Here is a 21,028-nt window from a genome sequence, read left to right on the forward strand (position 1 = left end):
GCCGGACTTTCGCGCACTCAGGCTGCCCCGTCTTCGCGCCGTGCCTCGAAAGCCGCGATCTCGGCCTCGCCGTAGCCCACTTCGCGCAGCAGCTCGGCCGTGTGCTCGCCCACGGCCGGCGGCTGCAGCCGGATGCCGGGCCGCGCGCCGTCGAGCGTGAACGGCATCAGCGGCACCTTGGCCATGTGGCCGTCGTTCATGCGCACCGGCGCGAGGCCGCCGGTGGCGTTCAGGTGCGGATCGTCGAACAGGTCCTGCGGCTTGGTGATGGGCGCGAAGGGCAGCTCGTTGCGCTCGAACACGGCGCTGAGTTCGGCCGCGCTGTAGCCCGCGAGGTGCGAGCGCAGCATCGGCATCATCCAGTCGCGCGCGCGCACGCGGTCGTTGTTGGTGGCAAGGCGCGGGTCGGCGAGCATCTCCGCAAGGCCGAAGGCCTTGCAGAAGATGGCCCATTGCTTGTCGCTCACCGCGGCCAGGAAGATCTGCTCGCCGTCCTTCACGGTGAAAACGTCGTACACGGCCCAGGCCGAGATGCGGCTGGGCATCGGATCGGCGGCCTTGCCCGTGGCGGCGAACTGCATCATGTGCTGCGCCACCAGGAACACGTTGTTCTCGAACAGCGCAGCCTGCACCTCGCAGCCCTTGCCGGTGAGCTCGCGCTGGCGCAGCGCGGCCATCGCGCCGATGGCGCCGAACATGCCGCCCATGATGTCGTTCACGCTGGTGCCGGCGCGCAGCGGATCGCCCGCGCGGCCGGTCATGTAGGCCAGCCCGCCCATCATCTGCACCACTTCGTCGAGCGCGGTCCGGTGCTCGTAGGGGCCGGGCAAAAAGCCCTTGTGGCTCACGTAGATCAGGCGCGGGTTGAGCTTGCTCAGGCTGTCGTAGTCGAGCCCGAGCTTCTTCATCGTGCCGGGCTTGAAGTTCTCGCTCACGATGTCGGCGGTGGCCACGAGGCGCAGCGCAGCCTCGACGCCTTCGGGCGACTTCAGGTCGAGCGCGATGCTCTTCTTGTTGCGGTTGAAGGCCGGAAAGAAGCCCGAGCCCGAGCCGAGCAGCCGCCGCGTGCTGTCGCCTTCGAGCGGCTCGACCTTGATGACCTCGGCACCGAGGTCCGCGAGCAGCAGCCCGCAGGTCGGCCCCATCACCATGTGGGTGAACTCGACGACGCGGATGCCGGCGTAGGGCAAGGGGAACGAACTGTCAGTCATTGTGCGGTGGTGGTTTGCGGGACGAAGCCCTTGGGCAGGCCGGCCTCGGGCGTCATGCCGTAGACCGGTTCGCCGGGCAGGCCGGCCATGACCGGCGCGCGTGCCGCGATGAGTTTCTCGATGTCGATGCCGGTGCGCACGCCCATGGCCTCGAACATGAAGACGAGGTCTTCGGTGACCGCATTGCCCGAGGCGCCGGGCGCATAGGGACAGCCGCCGAGGCCGCCGAGCGAAGCGTCGAAGGTGCGCACGCCCTCGTCCCACGCGGCCAGGCAGTTGGCAATGCCGAGGCCGCGCGTGTTGTGCATGTGGGCCGCGCCCGCGTGGTCGCCGAGTTCGGCGCGCAGCCGCCGGAACAGGCGCCGCACCTGGGCCGGGTTGGCATAGCCCACGGTGTCAGACAGGCCGGCCTCCTGGGCGCCGGCCGCGATGCACTGCGCCGCGAGCCGGATCACGTCGTCCTCGGGCACCAGGCCCTGCAGCGTGCAGCCGAAGGCGGTGGAAATGCCGGCCTCGAGCTTCACCTGCGGCGCGATCGCGTCGCGCAGTTCGGCGATGGCGCGTACTTCGTCGACCATTTCGGCCGGCGTCTTGCGCACGTTGGCGAGCGAATGCGCCACGCTGGCGGAGACCGGCATCGTGAGCTTGTGCACGCCGGCTTCGAGCGCGGCCTGCGCGCCCTTGCGGTTGGGCACCAGCGCCATCACCGTCAACCCTGGCAGGGTGGCCGCATGGCGCACCACCTCGGCGGCATCGGCCATCTGCGGCAGCAGCTTCGCGGGCACGAAGGACGCGACCTCGATCTCGCGCAGGCCCGCGGCATGCAGCGCGTCAATCCAGCGCAGCTTGGCGGCCGTGGGCATGGTGGCCGCGACCGATTGCAGGCCGTCGCGCGGGCCGACCTCGCTGATGAGGACGTCGGGGGATGTCATCGGCTGGGTTCCTGGGGAATGAGGAGTCACGGAGAAGCAGGCGGTCGGCTTGACCGTTCTGTCTTGCAGAACTATATTCTGCCAAACAGAATTACACCGCCGAAGCGGATTCACTGTCAAGCCGAAGGTCCACCATGCCGCGAAAAGCCCAGACCGAATCGATGGCCGACCGCCACGCCGCACCCGGCGGTGCCGCCGCGGTCGACCGCGCGCTGAGCCTGCTCTCGGCTTTCGGGCCTGGGGACGAAGCGCTTTCGCTCGCGCAGTTCGCCGAACGCACGCAGCTCTACAAAAGCACGGCGCTGCGCCTCTTGGCCTCGCTCGAGCATGCGCGCTGGGTGCGCCGGCAGGACGACGGCCGCTACGCGCTCGGACCCGAGATCGCGCGGCTGCACGGCGTGTATGCCGCGGCGCAGTCGCTCGACCGCACCGTGCTGCCGGTGCTGCGCACGCTGGCGGCGGCCACCGGCGAAAGCGCGGCGTACCACGTGCGGCAGCCGCAGGGCGACGGCTGGGTGCGGCTGTGCCAGTTCCGCGTCGATTCGACGCAACTCGTGCGCGACCACGTGCGCGCCGGCGACCTGTTGCCGAACGACCGCGGTGCGGGTGCGCGCGTGCTGATTGCCTGGGGCCCCGAGGCCGAATGGCCGCCCTTGGGCAGCAGCGAGCGCGCGCTCTGCGAAGCGGTCCGCGCGCAGGGCTATTGCGCGCTCGTGGGCGACCGCACGGCCGAGCTCGCGGGCATTTCGGCGCCGGTGTTCCATGCCGACGGCCGCCTCGCCGCGGCGCTCACGCTGACGATGCCGGCCCACCGCTACGACGCGCGCCACATCGCGCCGGTGTGCGCGGCGGCGCGGGAGCTCGGCGGAACGGTCTGAGTGAGACCGCTCGATTACCGTCATTCAAGTCATCGATAAATCCCACTTTCAGCTATTACTCTCCATAGCAGTATCGAATAAAGTGAAGGTTATGGATGGCCCCACGCGCCCGCGTCCGCCGTTCCCCCCACGTATCACCGCAACGACCGCACTCGTTTCCAAGGAGAAAAGAACATGACCCTCGCCCGTACCACCGCCCACCGGCTCGAAGTGGCGACCGAGCTCCACCGCTTCATCGAGGACAAGGTCCTGCCCGCCAGCGGCGTGGCGAGCGACGTGTTCTGGAAGGGCTTCGACGCCATCGTGGCCGACCTCGCGCCGAAGAACCTGGCGCTGCTCGCCGAGCGCGACCGCCTGCAGGCCGAGCTCGACACCTGGCACCAAAAGAACCCGGGGCCGATCGCCGACATGCCGGCGTACCGCGCCTTCCTCGAGAAGATCGGCTACCTGCTGCCGCAGCCCAAGGGCACGAAGGCCACCACCGCCAACGTCGACGACGAACTCGCGCTGCAGGCCGGTCCGCAGCTGGTGGTGCCGATCCTCAATGCGCGCTATGCGCTCAACGCGGCGAACGCGCGCTGGGGCTCGCTGTACGACGCGCTCTACGGCACCGACGCGATTCCCGAAACCGACGGCGCCGACAAGGGCCAGGGCTACAACCCGGTGCGCGGCGCCAAGGTGATCGCGTTCGCGCGCAACGTGCTCGACCAGGCCGCGCCGCTCGTCAACGGCTCGCACAAGAACGCCACCGGCTACAGCGTGAAGGACGGCCAGCTCGTGGTCGCGCTGCAAAGCAGCAACACCGCGCTGGCCGACCCGTCGCAGTTCATCGGCTACCAGGGCGACGCCACGGCGCCGTCGTCGGTGCTGCTCAAGCACAACGGCATTCACCTCGACATCCGCATCGACCGCACCACGCCCATCGGCAAGAACGATCCGGCCGGCGTGAGCGACCTGGTGCTCGAAGCCGCGCTCTCGACGATCCTCGACCTCGAGGACTCGGTGGCCGTGGTCGATGCGGCCGACAAGGTGACGGCCTATGCCAACTGGCTCGGCATCGTCGACGGCACGCTGACCGAACAGGTGGCCAAGGGCGGCAAGACCTTCACGCGGGGCCTGAACCCCGACCGCGAATACACCGGCGCCAACGGAAAGCCGCTGAAGCTGCACGGCCGCTCGCTGATGTTCCTGCGCAACGTGGGCCACCTGATGACCAACCCGGCCGTGCTGTACGACGGCGGCAAGGAAATCCCCGAAGGCATCCTCGATGCGGTGGTCACCACCACCATCGCGATGATCGACCTGAAGCGCAAGGGCAACTCGCGCGCCGGCAGCATCTACATCGTCAAGCCCAAGATGCACGGCCCGGCCGAAGTGGCCTTCGCGAGCGAACTCTTCGGCCGCGTCGAGCAGCTGCTCGGCCTGCCGGCCAACACGGTGAAGCTCGGCATCATGGACGAGGAGCGCCGCACCAGCGTGAACCTCAAGGCCTGCATCGCCGAGGCCGCCGCGCGCGTGGCCTTCATCAACACCGGCTTCCTCGACCGCACCGGCGACGAGATGCACACCGCCATGCAGGGCGGCCCGATGATCCGCAAGGGCGATATGAAGGCCAGCGCCTGGATCGGCGCTTACGAGAAGAACAACGTGCTCGTCGGCCTCGCGTGCGGCCTGCGCGGCAAGGCGCAGATCGGCAAGGGCATGTGGGCCATGCCCGACCTGATGGCCGCCATGCTCGAGCAGAAGATCGGCCACCCCAAGGCCGGCGCCAACACCGCCTGGGTGCCCTCGCCCACGGCCGCCACGCTGCATGCGCTGCACTACCATCAGGTGAACGTGGCGGCCGTGCAGCAGGCGCTCGAGAAGACCGACGCCGATGCCGAGCGCGACAACATCCTCAACGCGCTGCTGCAGGTGCCGATCGCGGCCGAAGCCAAGTGGAGCGATGCCGAGAAGCAGCAGGAGCTCGACAACAACGTGCAGGGCATCCTCGGCTACGTGGTGCGCTGGATCGACCAGGGCGTGGGCTGCTCGAAGGTGCCCGACATCCACGACGTGGGCCTGATGGAAGACCGCGCCACGCTGCGCATCTCGAGCCAGCACATCGCCAACTGGCTGCTGCACGGCGTGGTCACGAAGGCGCAGGTCGACGAGACCTTCCAGCGCATGGCCAAGGTGGTCGACCAGCAGAACGCGGGCGACCCGGTGTACCAGCCGATGGCCGGCCATTTCGACACCTCGGCCGCGTACAAGGCGGCGCAGGACCTGGTCTTCAAGGGCATCGCGCAGCCGAGCGGCTACACCGAGCCGCTGCTGCATGCGTGGCGCCTCAAGGTCAAGGCTGGGGCCTGATCGCCTCTTCGCCGGCTTGTGAACCACGGCGCCCTCGGGCGCCGTTTTTTGTTGGCCGTTAGGATGCGGATCGCTTTTCGCCTCCGGTTCCCCGCTTTCCCATGACACTCTCCACGGCCCCCGCACGCTCGGCCACATCGATGCTGATCGTGCTGGCCTCGGCCTTCGCGCTGAGCCAGGCCTTTCGCACCGTCGGCGCGATGATGGCCACGCCGCTCGGCGGCCACTTCGGCCTCTCGCCCCAGCAGATCGGCCTGTGGGCCGGCACCTTCCATTTCATGTTCGGCGCGACCCAGCTCGCGATGGGCGTGGCGATCGACATCTACGGCGTGCGGCGCACCGTGCTCAGCGCCTTTCCGCTCGCGGTCGCGGGCGCGGTGCTGTGCGCGGTGGCGCCGAGCTTCCATGCGCTGCTGCTCGGGCAGGCCCTGATCGGCGTCGGCTGCGCGCCGGCGTTCCTGGCCTGCACGGTGTTCATCGCGCGCCATTTCGAGGCCGCGCGCTTCACCGCGATGTCGGGCCTCGTGATGAGCATGTCGGGGCTCGGCATCCTGTTCACCGGCACGCCGCTCGCGCTGTTGATCGACGCGGCGAGCTGGCGCGCGGGCTATGCCGCGCTGGCCGGCTTCGCGCTGCTGTCGTGGGGCTTCGTGTTCTGGCGCGTGCACGAGCCGCCGCAGGCGGCTTCGCAGGAACAACGCCCATCGCTCGGCCGCGCGGTGCGCGAGCTGCTGCCGCTGTTCGCGATGCCGCACACGCTGGGCCTGCTGTGCTTCGCCTGCGTGTCGTACGCCGCGTTCATCACGCTGCGCGGCCTGTGGCTCGGTCCGATGCTGCACGACCGGCACGGGCTGTCGCTGGTCAACGCCGGCAACGTCGCGGTTGCGATGACCATCGCCGGCATCGCCAGCCCCGCGATCTTCGGCCGCCTCGACCCCGGCGGCGCGGGCCGGGGACGCTGGCTCATGGGCTGTGCCTTCACGGCCGCCGCCATCTTCACGCTGATGGCGCTGACGCACTCTCTGTCGCTCGACATCGGCCTGGCGATCCTCTACGGCCTGCTGTCGGGCTATTCAGTGCTGCAGTACTCGTACACGCGAGCAGCCTATCCCGCGGCCATGACGGGACGCGCGCTTGCGCTGCTGAACATGGCGATCTTCCTCGGCGTGTCGCTGATGCAATGGACCACGGGCGTGGCCGCCTCGTGGGCCGCGGCCAGCGGGGTGGAGCCGTTCCGCGCCGTGTTCCTCACGATCGCGGGCATGGTCGCGGCAGGCACCACCGCGTTCATCCTGCTGCCGCGGGCGCCGGGGCGGCCGGCCGCGAATTGAGCCGCCGTCGAACGAGCGGCTGCCGTTTCATTCGGCCTGGCCGACCACCAGTTCCCGCAGCGCGGTCATCAGCGGCGACCATGTCGCCTTGGGACGGCTGATCAGCATCCATTGGCGCCGCGTGCGCAGGTCCGCGAGCGGCAGCGCCTGCAGCTGTTCCGGACGCCGCTGCAGCAGGTACGTGGGCACGAAGCACAACAGGTCGGCGCTGCCGACGATGTCCATCGCGGCATCGGTGTTGTGCTCGATCTCGAGCACCACCACCGGGGCGCCGAGACCGCGATCGGCAAAGGCCTGGTCGACGACCCGGCGCGCGGCGGTGTGGCGGCTCGGCAGCGTCCAGCCATAGGGCTGCAGGTCCTCGAGCTGCAGATCGGTGCCCCGGCGGCTGGCCTGCAGGAAGAGCGGATGGCGCGGCCGCGCGGCCACTTGCAGTTCGTCCCCGCCGATGGGCGTCTGCGTGCATGTCGTGACCTGGCCCGGATACGAAGGCACCACCGCCAGGTCGAGCCGCCCCTGAAGCAGCGCGCGCTCCAGGTCGTCGGATTTTCCGACCTCGAGCAGCACACGCAGCCCCGGACGGTTCCGGATCAATTCGGAGACCGCCTTGGCCGCGCGGCTTTCGGATGTGGCGAGCGTCATGCCCAGGCGCAGCAAGCCTGCGTGCTGCGCCTGGATGTCGCGCGCGGCGCGCAGCGTCTCTTCGTGTTGCAGCACCAGTTGCCGCGCCGACTCGAGGAACAGCTGGCCGCTGCTGGTGAGGATCACGCCGTGCGCGCCGCGCTGGAACAGCGGCGTGCCCACGGCCTCCTCGACGCGCCGGATGATCTTGGAGACCGCGGGCTGCCCCAGTTGCAGCGCGGTCGCGGCCCGGCCGATGTGGCCATGCGCGACCACGGCCTGCAAGCACACGAGGTCGGTGTAGGCAAATCCCATAGGTGGCACCAGCATAGGCCAAAAGGCGCACTTTCATTCCAGCGCGGAATCGATTCGGAGATGCCCGGGAATGGGTTTCGACGGGGTTCTGACTAGAGTTTGTGCATCCACAGACACATCCGCAGGCCCTCGTGAAACAACCCAACATCGTGCTGATCGTGGCCGACAACCTCGGCTGGGGCGAACTCGGCTGCTACGGCGGCGGCAGCCTGCGCGGCGCGCCCACCCCGCGCATCGACGCGCTCGCGCGCCAGGGCCTGCTGTTGCAGAACTTCAACGTCGAAAGCGACTGCGTCCCGACGCGCTCCGCGCTGATGTCCGGGCGGCACCCGACGCGCACCGGGTGCCTCCAGTCGGTGCCCCCAGGCCTGCCGCAGGGGCTGACACGGCGGGAGGTCACCCTGGCGCAGGTGCTGTCGCAGGCGGGTTATGCCACGGCGCACTTCGGCAAATGGCATCTGGGCGACATCGAAGGCCGCTTCCCTTCGGACCGCGGGTTCGACGAGTGGTACGGCATTCCGCGCACCACGGACGAGAGCCAGTTCACGTCGACGATCGGGTTCGACCCCAGCGTCGCCGACATCCCCCACATCATGGAGGGCCGCGCCGGCGAGCCCTCGCGCAACGTCAAGGTCTACGACCTCGAAAGCCGGCGGCGCATCGATGAGGAACTGGTCGAGCGCTCGCTCGAATTCATCCAGTCGAACCATTCGCAGCAGAAGCCGTTCTTCCTTTACCTGCCGATGGTGCACCTGCATTTCCCGACACTGCCGCACCGCGACTTCGAAGGGCGCACGCAGGCCGGCGACTTTGCGGACTCGATGGTAGAGATGGACCATCGCGTCGGCCAGGTGGTCGACGAGATCGACCGGCTTGGCATCGCCGAGGACACGCTGTTCGTCTTCTGCAGCGACAACGGCCCCGAGTTCCGCGTGCCCTACCGCGGCACGGCCGGGCCCTGGAGCGGCACGTACCACACCGCGATGGAAGGCTCGCTGCGCGTGCCGTTCATTGCGCGCTGGCCGGGCAAGATCGAGCCCGGCCGGGTCAGCAACGAGATGGTCCACGTGACCGACCTCTTCACGACGCTGGCAGCCGTGGCCGGCGGCCGCATTCCGGCGGACCGCCCGATCGATGGCGTCGACCAGTCGGGCTTCTTGTTCGGCAGGCAGGCGAAGTCGGCGCGCGAAGGCTTCCTGTTCTACATCAAGGGCGACCTTCGCGCGGTCAAGTGGCGCGACTGGAAGCTTCACTTCTACTGGGAGCCCCAGGTCAACGAAGGCAAGGGCAAGCTCGAGACGCCTTATCTCTTCAACATCACGCGCGATCCCAAGGAAGAGACCGACGTGCTGATCTACAACACCTGGGTCCTCGGCCCGGTAATGCGCATGGTCCAGGCGTTCAACCAGAGCTGTGCGGCGCATCCCAATACGCCGCCGGGCGCGCCCGACTGAAGACGAAGGCCGCTCGCTTTCGCCCGCCCCTTTCGACCCCCTCATCCACCGGACCATCACCATGTCATTCGACACCTCCCTCGCCCGCCGCAGCGTCGTGCGCGCTGCCCTCCTCCTGTGCGCGCTGGCCGGGGTCGCCGCTCACGCGGCCGACGACGAGAAGCCGTGGCCCGCGGCGAAGCCGATCAGCTGGCTCGTCGGCTTCTCGCCTGGCGGGAGCCTGGACGTGCTCACGCGCACTGCCGCACGCAAGCTCAGCGAAAAGACAGGCCTGCCGGTGGTGGTGGAAAACCGCCCCGGCGCGTCGGGTGCGATCGCGCTGCAGGCGTTGGTCAAGGCGGCGCCCGACGGCTACACGCTGATCTCCATCCCTGGCCCGATCCTGTTCAACCAGCGCGTCCCGGAGCTCGGCAACGAGCTCATGGCCGTGGCATCGCTGGCGCAAGGCCCCATGGTGCTGGTCGGGCCCGCGTCGGCCGCACAGGCCACGGTGGCCGACCTCGTCGAGGCGATGCGCAAGGAGCCCGCGCGGTGGAGCTACGCCAGCTCCGGCACCGGCAGTTCGCAGCACCTCGCAGGCGAACTGTTCAACGTGACCTCTGGCACGGCCATGGCGCACGTGCCCTACAAGGGCGGCGGCCAGGCGGTGGCCGACGTGGTGGGCGGGCAGATTCCGCTGGGCATGCTGGGCGTGACGCCCGTGCTGCCGCACATCCAGTCCGGCAAGCTCAAGGCGTATGCCGTGACCACGCGCTACCGCATCGAGAGCCTGCCCGACGTGCCCACGATGCAGGAGGCGGGCCTGAAGAACTACGACGCCACGCAGTGGTACGTGGTCGGCGTGCCGGCCGGCACGCCCGATGACCGCGTGGCGCTTCTGAGCCAGTGGATCAACGAGATCATGGCGTCCGTCGACCTGAAGGCGGTGTTGATGGCGAGCGGTTCGGTGGCCGGCAAGGGTGGCCCGAAGGAGACGCAGGATTTCGTGGCGAACGACACGCGCAGGTGGAAAGAACTGGCGCGCAAATCGAAGCTCGCGCTGAACTGATTCGCGCGCCAGGGGAAAGCCGGCGCGCGGTCAGCCGGCAGGCGTAGCGACCTCGCACCCCAGCCGCGTGAGCGCCGCGTCGATCCAGCTGCGGTCGTCCTTGCCCGCCAGGATCGCGCTCATCTTCTGCTGCTCCTGCTGGTGCTTGGCCGTGGCGGCCTTGAAGACCGCGTCGGCCTGGTCGAAGGGTACGCACAGCACACCGTCGTCGTCGCCGAGCAGCAGGTCGCCCGGCTCGATCACCATGCCGTCGATCGCGATCGGCACGTTGATCTCGCCGGGGCCGTCCTTGTAGGGGCCGCGGTGGCTCACGCCGGCGGCGAAGATCGGCAGCGTCTGGGCGCGAATCCAACCCAGGTCGCGCACCGCGCCCCACAGCACGATGCCGGCCACGCCGCGCACCTTGGCGTGGCTGATCATCAGTTCGCCGATCAGCGAGTTGCTCAGGTCGCCGCCACCGTCCACCACCACCACGTCGCCGGGCTGCGCGAGGTCGAGCGCCTTGTGGATCATGAGGTTGTCGCCGGGCCGCGTCTTCACGGTGAGGGCCGCTCCGGCCATGGCGCCGCCGCCGTGCAGCGGACGCAGGCGCGCGCCGCCGGCGGTCATGCGGTTCATCACGTCGCTCACGTTGGCCACGGGCAGGTCGCCAAAGCGGGCCACGGTGTCGGCGCGCACGGTGCGTTGGCGCTGCAGGATTCGGAATCCGATCATCGAGAAATCTCCAGGAAAGATGGAACAGGAAAGAGGGAGAAAACGGAAGCGACCGCTTCAGGGCGCTGCGGCCGCCTCGACGGCTGCCACGGCACCGCGGCGGCGCCGGCGCGGCAGCAGCGCCGCCAGCAGCAGCAGCGCCGTCACCACCAGGAAGCCAAGGCTGATCGGCCGCGTGAAGAAGACCGAGGCATCGCCCGCCGACAGCAGCAGCGCGCGGCGCAGGTTCTCTTCCATCATTGGACCGAGCACATAGCCCAGCACCAGCGGCGCCGGCGGGCAGTCGAGGCGCGCGAACACGTAGCCGAGCACGCCCACTCCCGCGCACAGGTACACGTCCATCGCGTTGCCGTTGACCGTGTAGTTGCCAAGCGCGCAGAACATCACGATGGCCGGGAACAGCCAGCGGTACGGCACGCTCAGCAACCGCACCCACAGGCCCACCAGCGGCAGGTTGAGTGCCACGAGCAGCGCGTTGCCGATGAACATGCTCGCGATCACGCCCCAGAACAGCTCGGGGTTGCGGGTCATCACCGTGGGGCCGGGCTGCACGCCGTTCATCACCATCGCGCCGAGGATCAGCGCCATGGTGGCGCTGCCCGGGATGCCGAGCGTCAGGGTGGGGATGAAGGCGGTCTGGGCCGCGGCGTTGTTGGCCGCCTCGGGCGCGGCCACGCCCTCGATCGCGCCCTGACCCAGCCGCTCGGGATGGCGCGCGAGCTTCTTCTCGACCATGTAGGCGGCGAAGGTGGAGATGGTCGGGCCGGTGCCGGGCAGCACGCCGAAGAACGCGCCGAGTGCGGTGCCCCGCAGCGACGGCGCGATGATCGCCTTGAACTCCGAGGCGCGCAGCCACATGCCCGACAGCGGCGTGCTGAACACGCTGCGCTCCTCGGGCTCGGCCAGGTTCTTCAGCACCTCGGCAATGGCGAAGAGCCCGACCGCCAGCACGGTGAAGCCGATGCCGTCGGCCAGCTCCGGCACGTCGAAGGTGTAGCGCTCGATGCCCGAGTTGACGTCGGTGCCGACCAGCCCGACGAGCAGGCCCACCACCACCATGGCAATGGCTTTGAGCGCGTCGCCGCTCGACAGCACGGTGGCAGAGACCAGGCCCATCAGCATCAGCGAGAAGTAGTCCTCGGCACCGAACTCGATGGCCCAGCCCGCGAGCGGCACGCCGAGCAGCGCGATCAGCAGCGTGCCGATGCAACCCGCGATGAAGGAGGCCAGCGCCGCGGTGGCGAGCGCGGCGCCGGCACGGCCCTGCCGCGCCATCTGGTAGCCGTCCAGGCAGGTGACCGCCGAAGAGGTCTCGCCCGGCAGGTTGACCAGGATGGCGGCGGTGGAGCCGCCGTACTGCGCGCCGTAGTAGATGCCCGCCAGCATGATCAGCGCCGACACGGGCGGCAGCCCGAAGGTGAGCGGCAGCAGCATCGAGATGGTGACCAGGGGTCCCACGCCGGGCAGCACGCCGATCAGCGTGCCCAGCAGCACACCCATGAAGCAGTAGCCCAGGTTCTGCAGCGTCATCGCGACGCCGAAGCCCAGGCTGAGATGGTCGATGAATTCCATGGCTAGAACCTCCACGCGAAGAGCGCGTAGGGCAGCTGGAGCCCCCAGATGAACACCGCGACCGCGCCGAGGTTGAGCACCACCGTGAGCACCAGCACCTCGAGCAGGCGGAATTCCCGGCCGGCAAACGCAGCGATGCCCACCAGCAGTGCCAGCGCGGGCACCAGCCCGATGCGCTCGATGCCCGCGCCGAAGGCCAGCATGGCCCCCGTGAGCAGCGCGAGCGCGCCCCAGTCCCAGCGCCCCTGCATCGGCTGGAGGCTGCGCAGCCCGCGCAGCAGCACCGTGCCGCCAATCAGCATCAGCAGGCCGCCGAGCGCGCGCGGGAAGTAGCCCGGGCCCATCTCGCCGAGGGTGCCGACCGGGTAGTCGCGTGCCGCGAAGAACGCGAAGGCGCCGATCGAAACGAAGAGCAGCCCCGCGAGCGCGTCGCGGTTGCCGAAGAGTTGCAGCTTCATGCCGTGCTCCGGACCGCCGTTACGGCGCCACCGGCAGCTTGGCGGCCTTGACCACCGCGGTCCACTTGGGCACGTCCGACTTCACGAGCGCGGCAAACTCCTCGGCGGTGCCGCCGAGCGCCTCGGCACCCGCCGCCTTCAGCTGCGCCCGCACACGCTCCTGCTGCAGCAGTGCGTTGATGCGCGCGTTGAGCAGTTCGATCACGGCTGGCGGCGTGCCGGCCGGCGCCGCCACGCCCCACCATGTGACGGCCTCGGAATCCTTCACGCCCAGTTCCTCGAGCGTCGGCACATCGGCCAGGTCTGCGCTGCGCTTTTTGGCGAACACGGCGAGCGGGCGCAGCGTGCCTTCCTGGATGTGGGACATGGCCGAGGGCACCGAAGAGATGTACACGTCGACCCGCCCGCCGAGCAGTTCTGGCAGCGCCTGGCCGGTGCCCTTGTAGGGAACGTGCAGCAGCTTGATGCCCGAGCGCTGCTGGAACAGCTCGCCCGCGAGATGCGAGCTGGTGCCCACGCCCGGCGTGGCGAGCCGCACCTTGCCGGGGCGTTCCTTGGCCTGCGCCAGCAGGTCGGCCACCGAGGCGATCGGCGAATCCTTGCGCACCACCATCACCTGCGGCGCCGATGCAACCAGCGCCACCGGCGCGAAGTCGGCCACGGGGTCGTAGTTGCCCTTGCCGAGGATCGGATTGATGACCATGTTGGCGTTCTGCGCCATCACGATCGAATAGCCGTCGGGCCGGGCCTTGGCCGCGAGGCTCAGGCCCAGGCTGCCGCCGCTGCCGGCCTTGTTCTCGGGCACCACGGTCCAGCCGTTCTGCTTGCTGAGTTCGTTGGCGATCACGCGCGAGACCGTGTCCGTGCCACCGCCCGGGGGGAAGGGCACGATCATGCGGATCGGCTGGTCCGGGTAGGCGTCGGCGTGGGCCGCACCGGCGCCGGCGAAGGCGAGCCCCAGGACGATGGCGCCGAGGGCGCGATGGGTGATGATGTTCTTCATTCTTTTGTCTCCTTGATGTGGTCTTTTTGGATGCGGGCCGGCGTGCGCCCGCGGCTTTGTCATTCAATCGGCGGCGAGCTCGGCCACACGCACCAGGTTGCGCGCATCGGGTTCGCCGCCGTCGAGGATGTCGATCACCTGCTGTGCGGCCATTTGCGCCATGGCGCGGCTTGCGCCCGCCGTCACGCCAGCGATGTGCGGCGTGGCGATCAGGTTCGGCGCCGACCACAGCGGGCTGCCCGCGGGCGGCGGCTCCTCGGCGAAGCTGTCGAGCCCGGCGCCGCCGAGCTGGCCGCTGTGCAGCGCCTCGCACAGCGCCTCTTCGTCGATCAGCGGGCCGCGTGCGGTGTTGATGACGCAGGCGCCGCGCTTCATCAGCGCGATGCGCGTGCGGTCGAGCAGGTGACGCGTCTCGCGCGTCAGCGGGCAGTGCAGGCTGACGATGTCGCTCTCGCGCAGCAGGTCTTCGAGTTCACGCTCACAGGCGGCGTCGAAGCCGCGGATCGCATCGCGGGCATGCGGATCGTGGATGCGCACCTGCAGGCCCAGGCCGCGCGCCATCCGCGCCGCCTGCTGGCCGATCGATCCGAAGCCGACCAGCCCCAGCACGGTGTCGCCGATGTCGCGGCCGATGAAGGTGGGCTTGGGCCACTCGCCGCGCTTGACCGCCGCGTCGAGCCACGGCACCTCCTTGAGCAGCGCCAGCGCCAGCGTGATCGTCAGCTCGGCCACCGCCTGCGAGTTCGAGCCCATGCCGCGCACCACCGGGATGTTGCGCGCTGCGGCGGCATGCAGGTCGATGTTGTCCACGCCCACGCCGTGCTTGGCGATCACGCGCAGCCGCGGCGACGCGTCGATCACCGCCTGCGTCACGCGGCCCTGCCGCACGATCAGCGCGTCGACCTCGAACTCGGCGACCCGCGCCGCCACCTGGTCGGGCGGCGAATAGGCGGGCGAGAAGATCACGTCCACGTCATGGGCCTGCAGCATCTCGACAGCGCAGCCGGCCAGGCGGTCATGAGTCACCAGCACACGGCGGCCGCGGGTGTAGGTGCGCTTGTCTTCTTCGTTCAATCCGTGTCTCCCTGAAATCGGGCCCCCGATATGGCGGCGAGTCCCGATGCTCTGCCCATCGTATTGATTTGGGAACTGCAAGAATCGCAAATGTCTATGATCTTCAGTCATCAATAGAGAGGCAGTGGCATGAAGTACCCCATCGACGGTCTGGAGGCCTTCATCGAGATCGTGGACCTGGGCAGCTTCAACAAGGCCGCGCAGAAGATGCATCTCACCCAGACCGCGCTGACGCGCCGCATCCAGCGGCTCGAGTCGCAGCTGGGCCTGCGGCTCCTGGACCGCACCACGCGCTCGGTCAGCCTGACCACGCTGGGCCGCGATTTTTTGCCCGAGGCGCGGCAGCTGGTCGAGGACGTGCACCGCAGCTTCGAGCGACTGCGCAACATGTCGCGCCTGTCCGATGGCGACGTGGTGATCGCCTCGGTTCCGTCGCTGATGTTCGGCCGCCTGCCGCGCGTGCTGCACCGCTATGCGCTCGCGCATCCCGGCAACCGGGTCGAGGTGCTGGACCGCAACAGCACGCGCGTGCTCGAAGCGGTGCGCCAGCGCCATGCCGAGTTCGGGTTGCATGTGCACCTGCCGAACCAGCCCGAGCTGCACCACGAGGCGGTCTGCCGCGATCCGTTCGTGGCCTACTGCCGCGAAGACCATCCGCTGGCCGGGCGCGCCGAGGTGTCGTGGGCCGAGCTCGCGGCCTTCGACCTGATCACGCTCGGCGGCACCAGCGGCAACCGCCAGCGCATGGAGGCGCAGCTCGCAACGGCGGGCATCGACATCCGTACGCGCTTCGTGGTCGAGTACTACTCCACCGCGCTCGGCCTCGCGAGCGAAGGACTCGGCGTCGCGATCCTCGTGTCCTTCGGCTCGGAGGTGCGGCCGCCCCTGGTGCAGGTGCCGCTGGTGGGCCCGGTGATCGACCGGCCGCTGTCGCTGGTGCGCCGGCGCGGCGAGACGCTCACGCCCGCGGCGCAGGCGCTGTACCGGCAGATCCTTGGCGAGCTGTCGCCGCCCGCCGCGGTTTGATGAAGCACGGCGCCTTCATGCGCTGAATCCAGCGGCGCGACCGGTGCGTACAAGAGGCAAGCGCATTGCGCCTCCGCGCCGTGGCGGTTTGCACGGGTCTCTCTACAAACCAATCTCTCCAGGAGCCTTCCATGAAAAAGATCGTGATCGCAGTCGGCGTGTCGGTACTGCTCGGCGCTTGCGCAGGCGGCATGGGCATGAGCGGCAGCAATGCCAACTCGCCCAACCCGATGGTCGGCGGCGCGGCGATGTTCCCGACCAAGGACATCGTCGACAACGCGGTGAATTCGAAGGACCACACGACGCTGGTCGCGGCAGTGAAAGCAGCCGACCTCGTCGGCACGCTCAAGAGCCCCGGTCCGTTCACCGTCTTCGCGCCCACCAACAGCGCCTTTGCCGCGCTGCCGGCCGGCACGGTCGACACGCTGCTCAAGCCCGAGAACAAGCCCACGCTGACGAAGGTGCTGACCTACCACGTGGTGCCCGGCCGCATGGACGGCGCGGCGCTCGCGAGCGCGATCAAGGCGGGCGGCGGCAAGGCGATGCTGAAGACCGCGAGCGGCGGCACGCTGACCGCCACCATGAGCGGCAGCAAGGTGATCGTGACCGATGCGAAGGGCGGCGCCGCGAGCGTGACCATCGCCAACGTCTACCAGTCGAACGGCGTCATCCACGTCGTCGACAAGGTGCTGCTGCCGGGCTGATCGCCCCATTGCGCGCGTGGCTGCGCGTTCAGCCGCGCTGCGCCGCGTCGGCCTCGTCGCGCAGCCACTGCGCGAAGTCCTGTGCATCGCGGTTGGCCGCGGCGCGGCGCGAGGTCTGCACGAAATAGCCGCGCTGCGAGGCCGTGCCCTCGCCGAGCGGCGTCACGAGCCGGCCTTCGCGCAGCAGTTCGCGCAGCAGCGGCAGCCGGCCGATGACCACGCCCTGCCCCGCCACGGCCGCGGCGACGGCATCGGCGTACTGCGTGAAGCGCAGCGTGCTCTTCATCCGCAGGTCGTCGAGGCCCATCACCTTGAGCCAGGGCTCCCAGTCAGCGGTGGGCGCCTCGCCGTGGTCGGGATAGTCGACCGTGAGCAGCGTGAGCTTCGACAGATCGGGCAGCGCGCGCAGCGACGCCGCGAGTTGGGGCGCGCACATCGGCACCACCGTTTCCTCGAACAGCGCCGGCCCCACGCCGCGCGCAATCGGCATCAGCCGCACCGCGACGTCGATGCGGCTGCGTTCCATGTCGAGCACGTCGAGCGTGGCCGACACCCGCACGTCGACCTGCGGATGCGCGCCGGTGAACCGCGCGAGCCGCGGAATCAGCCAGAGCGACGCAAAGCCGGGCGTGGTGGTGATCGCCACCTGCCGCGGCGCCGACGCCGCGCGCACGCGGGCGGTGGCATCGCGCAGGCGTTCCAGGCTGTCGGTCACTGCGCGCTGCAGCACGCCACCGGCCTCGGTGAGCGCCAGCGCGCGATGCCGGCGCTCGAACAGCAGCACGCCGAGGCTGGCTTCGAGCTGCTGGATCTGCCGGCTCACGGCCGATTGCGTGAGGTGCAGCTCACCCGCCGCGAGCGTGAAGCTCAGCCGGCGGGCCGCGGCCTCGAAGCTGCGCAGCAGCTCGAGCGGGGGCAGCTCGCCGGCAGCACCGGTGGCGACGGCCTTCACATTCTCTGGATGCATGCAATGAGTTCCGAATGACCGCGTGTAAGAAGGAAGCGTTCTCACTATATTCATTCGCATCACGAATGCAATGGAGCTTGCCATGCGCCCCCCGATTTCTTCCTTCGCCCTGAGCCTGCCGGTCCATTCCGTCTTCGCCGTGCCCGACGGCGCGGGTGTCGGCATTGAATGCCGCAGCGGATCGGTATGGGTCACGCTCGACCGCGATCCGCGCGACGTGGTGCTCGCTCCCGGCGAGCGATTCGTCGGCACCGGGCACCGCCGCATGCTGGTGTCGGCGCTCGAGGCGTCGTGCATCGCAGTGCGCGATGCACAGCCCGCAGCGATGCCGCTGGCCGCACCGGCGCCCCGCCCGTCGCGCTGGCGCCTGCCCGCGCTCGGGTTGTCCCCGGCTTGACCTGGCCCGCGGCACTGGCGCCGCCCAAAGGGGTGCGGGACAATGACCGCATGCCCATCCTCAATGCCTTCTACGCCCAGTCCGGCGGTGTCACCTCGGTCATCAACGCGTCGGCCTGCGGCGTGATCGAGACCGCGCGCAAGCACCCCGAGCGCATCGGCGCTGTCTACGCCGGGCGCAACGGCATCATCGGCGCGCTGACCGAAGACCTGATCGACACCGGCGCCGAGCCGGCCGAGGCGATCGCGGCGCTTCGCACCACGCCGGCCGGCGCGTTCGGCTCGTGCCGCTACAAGCTCAAGTCGCTCGAGAAGAACCGGCGCGAGTACGAGCGGCTCATCGAGGTGTTCAAGGCGCACGGCATCGGCTATTTCTTCTACAACGGCGGCGGCGATTCGGCCGACACCTGCTTCAAGGTGAGCCAGCTCTCGCAGTCGCTCGGCTATCCGCTGCAGGCCATCCATGTGCCCAAGACCATCGACAACGACCTGCCGCTGACCGACTGCTGCCCGGGCTTCGGCTCGGTCGCCAAGTACGTGGCCGTGTCCACGCTCGAGGCCTCATTCGACGTGCGCTCGATGGCTGCCACGTCGACCAAGGTGTTCGTGCTCGAGGTGATGGGCCGCCATGCGGGCTGGATCGCGGCGGCAGGCGGCCTGGCCGCGGACCACGGGATTCCGGTGGTGGTGCTGTTCCCCGAAATCGCGTTCGACCAGGCCCGTTTTCTCGCGCGCGTCGGCGAACTGGTGAAGCAGCACGGCTACTGCTCGGTGGTGGTGTCCGAAGGCTGCCACCATCCCGACGGCAGCTTCCTGGCCGAGCGGGGTTCGCGCGACGCTTTCGGCCATGCGCAGCTCGGCGGCGCGGCACCGGTGGTGGCGCAAATGGTGAAGGACGCGCTGGGCCACAAGTTCCACTGGGCCGTGGCCGATTACCTGCAGCGCGCCGCGCGGCACATCGCCTCGGCGACCGACGTGCGGCAGGCCTACGAACTCGGGCAGCGCGCGGTCGAGCTCGCGCTCGAGGGGCAGAACGCGGTGATGCCCACCATCGAGCGCACGTCCGATGTGCCGTATGCCTATCGCATCGGCAGCGCGCCGCTCGAGCAGGTGGCGAACGTCGAAAAACCGATGCCGCGCGACTTCATCACCGACGATGGCTACGGCATCACCGAGAAATGCCGGCGCTACCTGCTGCCGCTGATCGAGGGCGAGGACTACCCGGCCTACCGCAACGGCCTGCCGGTGTACGCCACGCTGCAGAACGCGGCCGTGCCGAAGAAGCTCGCGGCCTTCGAGCTCGCCTGATGCACGCCACGGCCGCCACGATCGACGCCACGCGCTGCCCGCTGTGCGGCACGCGCAACGGCTGCGCCATGGAAGCGGCGCGCGAAACGGGCGAGGCGCAGCCGCCCTGCTGGTGCATGGCGGCCGACTTTTCCCTTGCGCCGCTTTCGCGGCTGCCGCCGGAACTGCGCGGCAAGGCATGCCTCTGCGCGCGCTGCGCCGCGGGCCTGCCGGCCGCAGCGCCGGCTCAGGACTGAACCGGCTCCGGCGGCGGCGCGGGTTCGGGTGCCGGATCGGGCGCGGGCACGCCCTGCGGCGCCACCGGCGCGGCCGCATGCTGGCGCTGTTCGGTGATCACGCAGTGGATGAACTGGAGCTTGCCCACCGCGACGCGCGGCAGCACGAAGGGATAGCCGTCGGGCTGCCCCATGCTGCGCGAAAGCTCGTTCAGCACGTTGGTGAGCAGCACCCATCCGTTCAGGAACTCGAGAAAACGCTCGGCATCGGGATGCTGGGGCTGCCAGAGATCGTCGATGGTGAACAGGTCGCTCGCCAGCTCCACGTTGGTCGCATCGATCCCGAAGCTCATCGCCGTGTCGGTGGTGTCGGCCATGTGCAGGTAATGGGCCCAGGTCTCGGCCCAGTCCTCCCACGGATGCATGCTCGCGTAGCCGCTCACGAAGCGGTCGGGCCAGTCGGGCGGCGGGCCTTGCTCGTAGTGCTGCTGCAGCGCGGCCGCGTAGTCGGCGCGCTCGTCGCCGAAAAGTGCGCGGAACGGCTCGAGCCATGGCGTGGGCTGCACCAGCAGGTCCCAGTAGTAGTGGCCGACCTCGTGGCGAAAGTGGCCCAGCAGCGTGCGGTAGGGCTCGCGCATCTCGGCGCGGATGCGCTCGCGCACCGCGTCCTCGGCCTCCTCGGCGTTCAGCGTGATGACGCCGTGCTCATGGCCGGTCATCACGCGCGGGCCGCCCGGCACGTCGCCGAGAAAGTCGAACACCAGGCCGTGCGCGGGGTCGGCATGGCGGCTCACCACCGGCAGCCCGAGCGCCAGCAACTGCGAGATGAGCCGGCGCTTGGCATGCTCGAGCCGGCGCCAGCGTTCGGCGTTGGCCTCGATGGTCAGGTCGGGGATGGTGCGCGTGACGCTGCACGAGAGGCAGTAGCCCGGCGCGAGGCCGTCGGCATCGGCGCCGGCCTCTTCGCCCTCGCGCAGCAACGGCACCATCCAGTTGCAGCTCGCAGGCGTCAGAAAGTTGGCGCAGCGGCGGTAGGTCCTGCCGTCGGGGTCGCCGAACACGGTGAAGGTGTCGGGCGCCGGCGCTTCGCCGCCCTCGCCCGCCCCATCGGCCGTCGGACCAGGGTCGACCAGCGCCAACGGCATCACGCCGAGCCGGTCGGTCACGTAGCCGAGCGGCGTGTGGCAGGCCAGGCACTGGCTGTTGCGCAGGAACACGGGCCGGCCGCATTGACAGCGGTAGGCGCGGCTGACCGTCGGCGCGGCCAGCTCGGAGGCCAGGCTCGGCGGTGCCGCCGCAGGCGCGGAGGCGTCGGCGGGAATGTCGGCGTGAAGGTCCATGGGGAATCGATCTGAGGGTGCGCGCCACGACGGCCAATGCATTGTGCGGCGCGCAGGCGTCAGGCCGGCCATGCAAAGACCGATATGCTTGTAGGACGACGGACCCGCA

The 21,028-nt window shown here is 69.4% G+C and carries 20 protein-coding genes; 10 read left to right on the forward strand and 10 right to left on the reverse strand.

Translation table 11 applies throughout. The features are described from left to right. Positions 1–17 precede the first annotated feature (17 nt). Positions 18–1,211 (reverse strand): CaiB/BaiF CoA transferase family protein, encoded by a 1,194-nt coding sequence (locus AC3A6G_RS20155; RefSeq protein WP_487861296.1) that lies wholly within the window; start codon positions 1,209–1,211, stop codon positions 18–20. Further along, complete coding sequence (locus tag AC3A6G_RS20160; protein WP_487874403.1) at positions 1,208–2,143, reverse strand: hydroxymethylglutaryl-CoA lyase; 936 nt, start codon at positions 2,141–2,143, stop codon at positions 1,208–1,210. The genes AC3A6G_RS20155 and AC3A6G_RS20160 overlap by 4 nt, the downstream gene beginning before the upstream one ends. Positions 2,144–2,277: 134 nt before the next feature. Between AC3A6G_RS20160 and AC3A6G_RS20165 the strand changes: the two genes are divergently transcribed. From AC3A6G_RS20165 to AC3A6G_RS20175, 3 genes are all read left to right on the forward strand, one after another. After that, complete coding sequence (locus tag AC3A6G_RS20165) at positions 2,278–3,021, forward strand: IclR family transcriptional regulator (protein ID WP_487861294.1); 744 nt, start codon at positions 2,278–2,280, stop codon at positions 3,019–3,021. 174 nt (positions 3,022–3,195) lie between these two features. Next, positions 3,196–5,373, forward strand: coding sequence for a malate synthase G (locus tag AC3A6G_RS20170; RefSeq protein WP_487861293.1), 2,178 nt, complete (start codon positions 3,196–3,198; stop codon positions 5,371–5,373). Positions 5,374–5,474: 101 nt separating this feature from the next. Beyond that, the gene (locus AC3A6G_RS20175) at positions 5,475–6,704 is read left to right on the forward strand and encodes an MFS transporter (protein WP_487861292.1); all 1,230 of its coding nucleotides are present in this window, start codon (positions 5,475–5,477) and stop codon (positions 6,702–6,704) included. A gap of 27 nt (positions 6,705–6,731) precedes the next feature. Here AC3A6G_RS20175 and AC3A6G_RS20180 read toward each other — a convergent pair whose 3' ends face one another. Beyond that, positions 6,732–7,640, reverse strand: coding sequence for a LysR family transcriptional regulator (locus AC3A6G_RS20180; RefSeq protein ID WP_487861291.1), 909 nt, complete (start codon positions 7,638–7,640; stop codon positions 6,732–6,734). A 131-nt stretch (positions 7,641–7,771) separates the two neighbouring features. On the opposite strand from AC3A6G_RS20180, the gene AC3A6G_RS20185 reads away from it, so the two are divergent. Together AC3A6G_RS20185 and AC3A6G_RS20190 are read left to right on the forward strand one after the other, a co-directional pair. Next, positions 7,772–9,094 carry an arylsulfatase gene (locus tag AC3A6G_RS20185; RefSeq protein ID WP_487861290.1) on the forward strand — a complete coding sequence of 441 codons (1,323 nt, stop codon included), beginning with the start codon at positions 7,772–7,774 and terminating at the stop codon, positions 9,092–9,094. A 61-nt stretch (positions 9,095–9,155) separates the two neighbouring features. Further along, positions 9,156–10,142, forward strand: a complete 987-nt coding sequence (locus AC3A6G_RS20190; protein ID WP_487861289.1) for a tripartite tricarboxylate transporter substrate binding protein — start codon at positions 9,156–9,158, stop codon at positions 10,140–10,142. 30 nt (positions 10,143–10,172) lie between these two features. On the opposite strand, the gene AC3A6G_RS20195 is transcribed toward AC3A6G_RS20190, so the two are convergent. The 5 genes from AC3A6G_RS20195 to AC3A6G_RS20215 form a co-directional block, all read right to left on the reverse strand. Continuing rightward, on the reverse strand, positions 10,173–10,856 hold the full coding sequence (locus tag AC3A6G_RS20195; RefSeq protein ID WP_487861288.1) for an RraA family protein: 684 nt from the start codon (positions 10,854–10,856) through the stop codon (positions 10,173–10,175). 57 nt (positions 10,857–10,913) lie between these two features. Further along, positions 10,914–12,428: a tripartite tricarboxylate transporter permease gene (locus tag AC3A6G_RS20200; protein WP_487861287.1), complete on the reverse strand. Its 1,515-nt coding sequence runs from the start codon at positions 12,426–12,428 to the stop codon at positions 10,914–10,916. A 2-nt stretch (positions 12,429–12,430) separates the two neighbouring features. Beyond that, on the reverse strand, positions 12,431–12,886 hold the full coding sequence (locus tag AC3A6G_RS20205) for a tripartite tricarboxylate transporter TctB family protein (RefSeq protein ID WP_487861286.1): 456 nt from the start codon (positions 12,884–12,886) through the stop codon (positions 12,431–12,433). Between the two features lie 19 nt (positions 12,887–12,905). Beyond that, positions 12,906–13,889: a Bug family tripartite tricarboxylate transporter substrate binding protein gene (locus tag AC3A6G_RS20210; RefSeq protein WP_487861285.1), complete on the reverse strand. Its 984-nt coding sequence runs from the start codon at positions 13,887–13,889 to the stop codon at positions 12,906–12,908. Positions 13,890–13,952: 63 nt separating this feature from the next. Further along, positions 13,953–14,963 (reverse strand): hydroxyacid dehydrogenase, encoded by a 1,011-nt coding sequence (locus AC3A6G_RS20215; protein WP_487861284.1) that lies wholly within the window; start codon positions 14,961–14,963, stop codon positions 13,953–13,955. 129 nt (positions 14,964–15,092) lie between these two features. Here AC3A6G_RS20215 and AC3A6G_RS20220 point away from each other — a divergent pair, with 129 nt between their 5' ends. After that, a complete protein-coding gene (locus tag AC3A6G_RS20220; protein WP_487861283.1) occupies positions 15,093–15,989 on the forward strand; it encodes a LysR family transcriptional regulator in 897 nt (298 codons plus the stop codon). A gap of 191 nt (positions 15,990–16,180) precedes the next feature. Next, entirely contained in the window at positions 16,181–16,693 is a 513-nt protein-coding gene (locus AC3A6G_RS20225; protein ID WP_487861386.1) for a fasciclin domain-containing protein, read from the forward strand. A 28-nt stretch (positions 16,694–16,721) separates the two neighbouring features. On the opposite strand, the gene AC3A6G_RS20230 is transcribed toward AC3A6G_RS20225, so the two are convergent. Beyond that, positions 16,722–17,660 (reverse strand): LysR substrate-binding domain-containing protein, encoded by a 939-nt coding sequence (locus AC3A6G_RS20230; RefSeq protein ID WP_487861282.1) that lies wholly within the window; start codon positions 17,658–17,660, stop codon positions 16,722–16,724. 82 nt (positions 17,661–17,742) lie between these two features. Between AC3A6G_RS20230 and AC3A6G_RS20235 the strand changes: the two genes are divergently transcribed. Genes AC3A6G_RS20235 through AC3A6G_RS20245 form a run of 3 tightly spaced genes read left to right on the forward strand, consistent with a single transcriptional unit; the run spans position 17,743 to position 19,600 of the window. Next, positions 17,743–18,057, forward strand: coding sequence for a DUF2917 domain-containing protein (locus AC3A6G_RS20235; RefSeq protein WP_487861281.1), 315 nt, complete (start codon positions 17,743–17,745; stop codon positions 18,055–18,057). Between the two features lie 50 nt (positions 18,058–18,107). Next, positions 18,108–19,364 (forward strand): 6-phosphofructokinase, encoded by a 1,257-nt coding sequence (locus AC3A6G_RS20240; protein ID WP_487861280.1) that lies wholly within the window; start codon positions 18,108–18,110, stop codon positions 19,362–19,364. Then, positions 19,364–19,600 carry a cysteine-rich CWC family protein gene (locus AC3A6G_RS20245; RefSeq protein WP_487861279.1) on the forward strand — a complete coding sequence of 79 codons (237 nt, stop codon included), beginning with the start codon at positions 19,364–19,366 and terminating at the stop codon, positions 19,598–19,600. The genes AC3A6G_RS20240 and AC3A6G_RS20245 overlap by 1 nt, the downstream gene beginning before the upstream one ends. On the opposite strand, the gene AC3A6G_RS20250 is transcribed toward AC3A6G_RS20245, so the two are convergent. Next, on the reverse strand, positions 19,591–20,919 hold the full coding sequence (locus AC3A6G_RS20250) for a zinc-binding metallopeptidase family protein (RefSeq protein ID WP_487861278.1): 1,329 nt from the start codon (positions 20,917–20,919) through the stop codon (positions 19,591–19,593). The two genes, AC3A6G_RS20245 and AC3A6G_RS20250, sit on opposite strands and share 10 nt — an antisense overlap. Positions 20,920–21,028 lie beyond the last annotated feature (109 nt).

It is taken from the genome of Variovorax sp. Soil_C_26, from assembly GCF_057657075.1.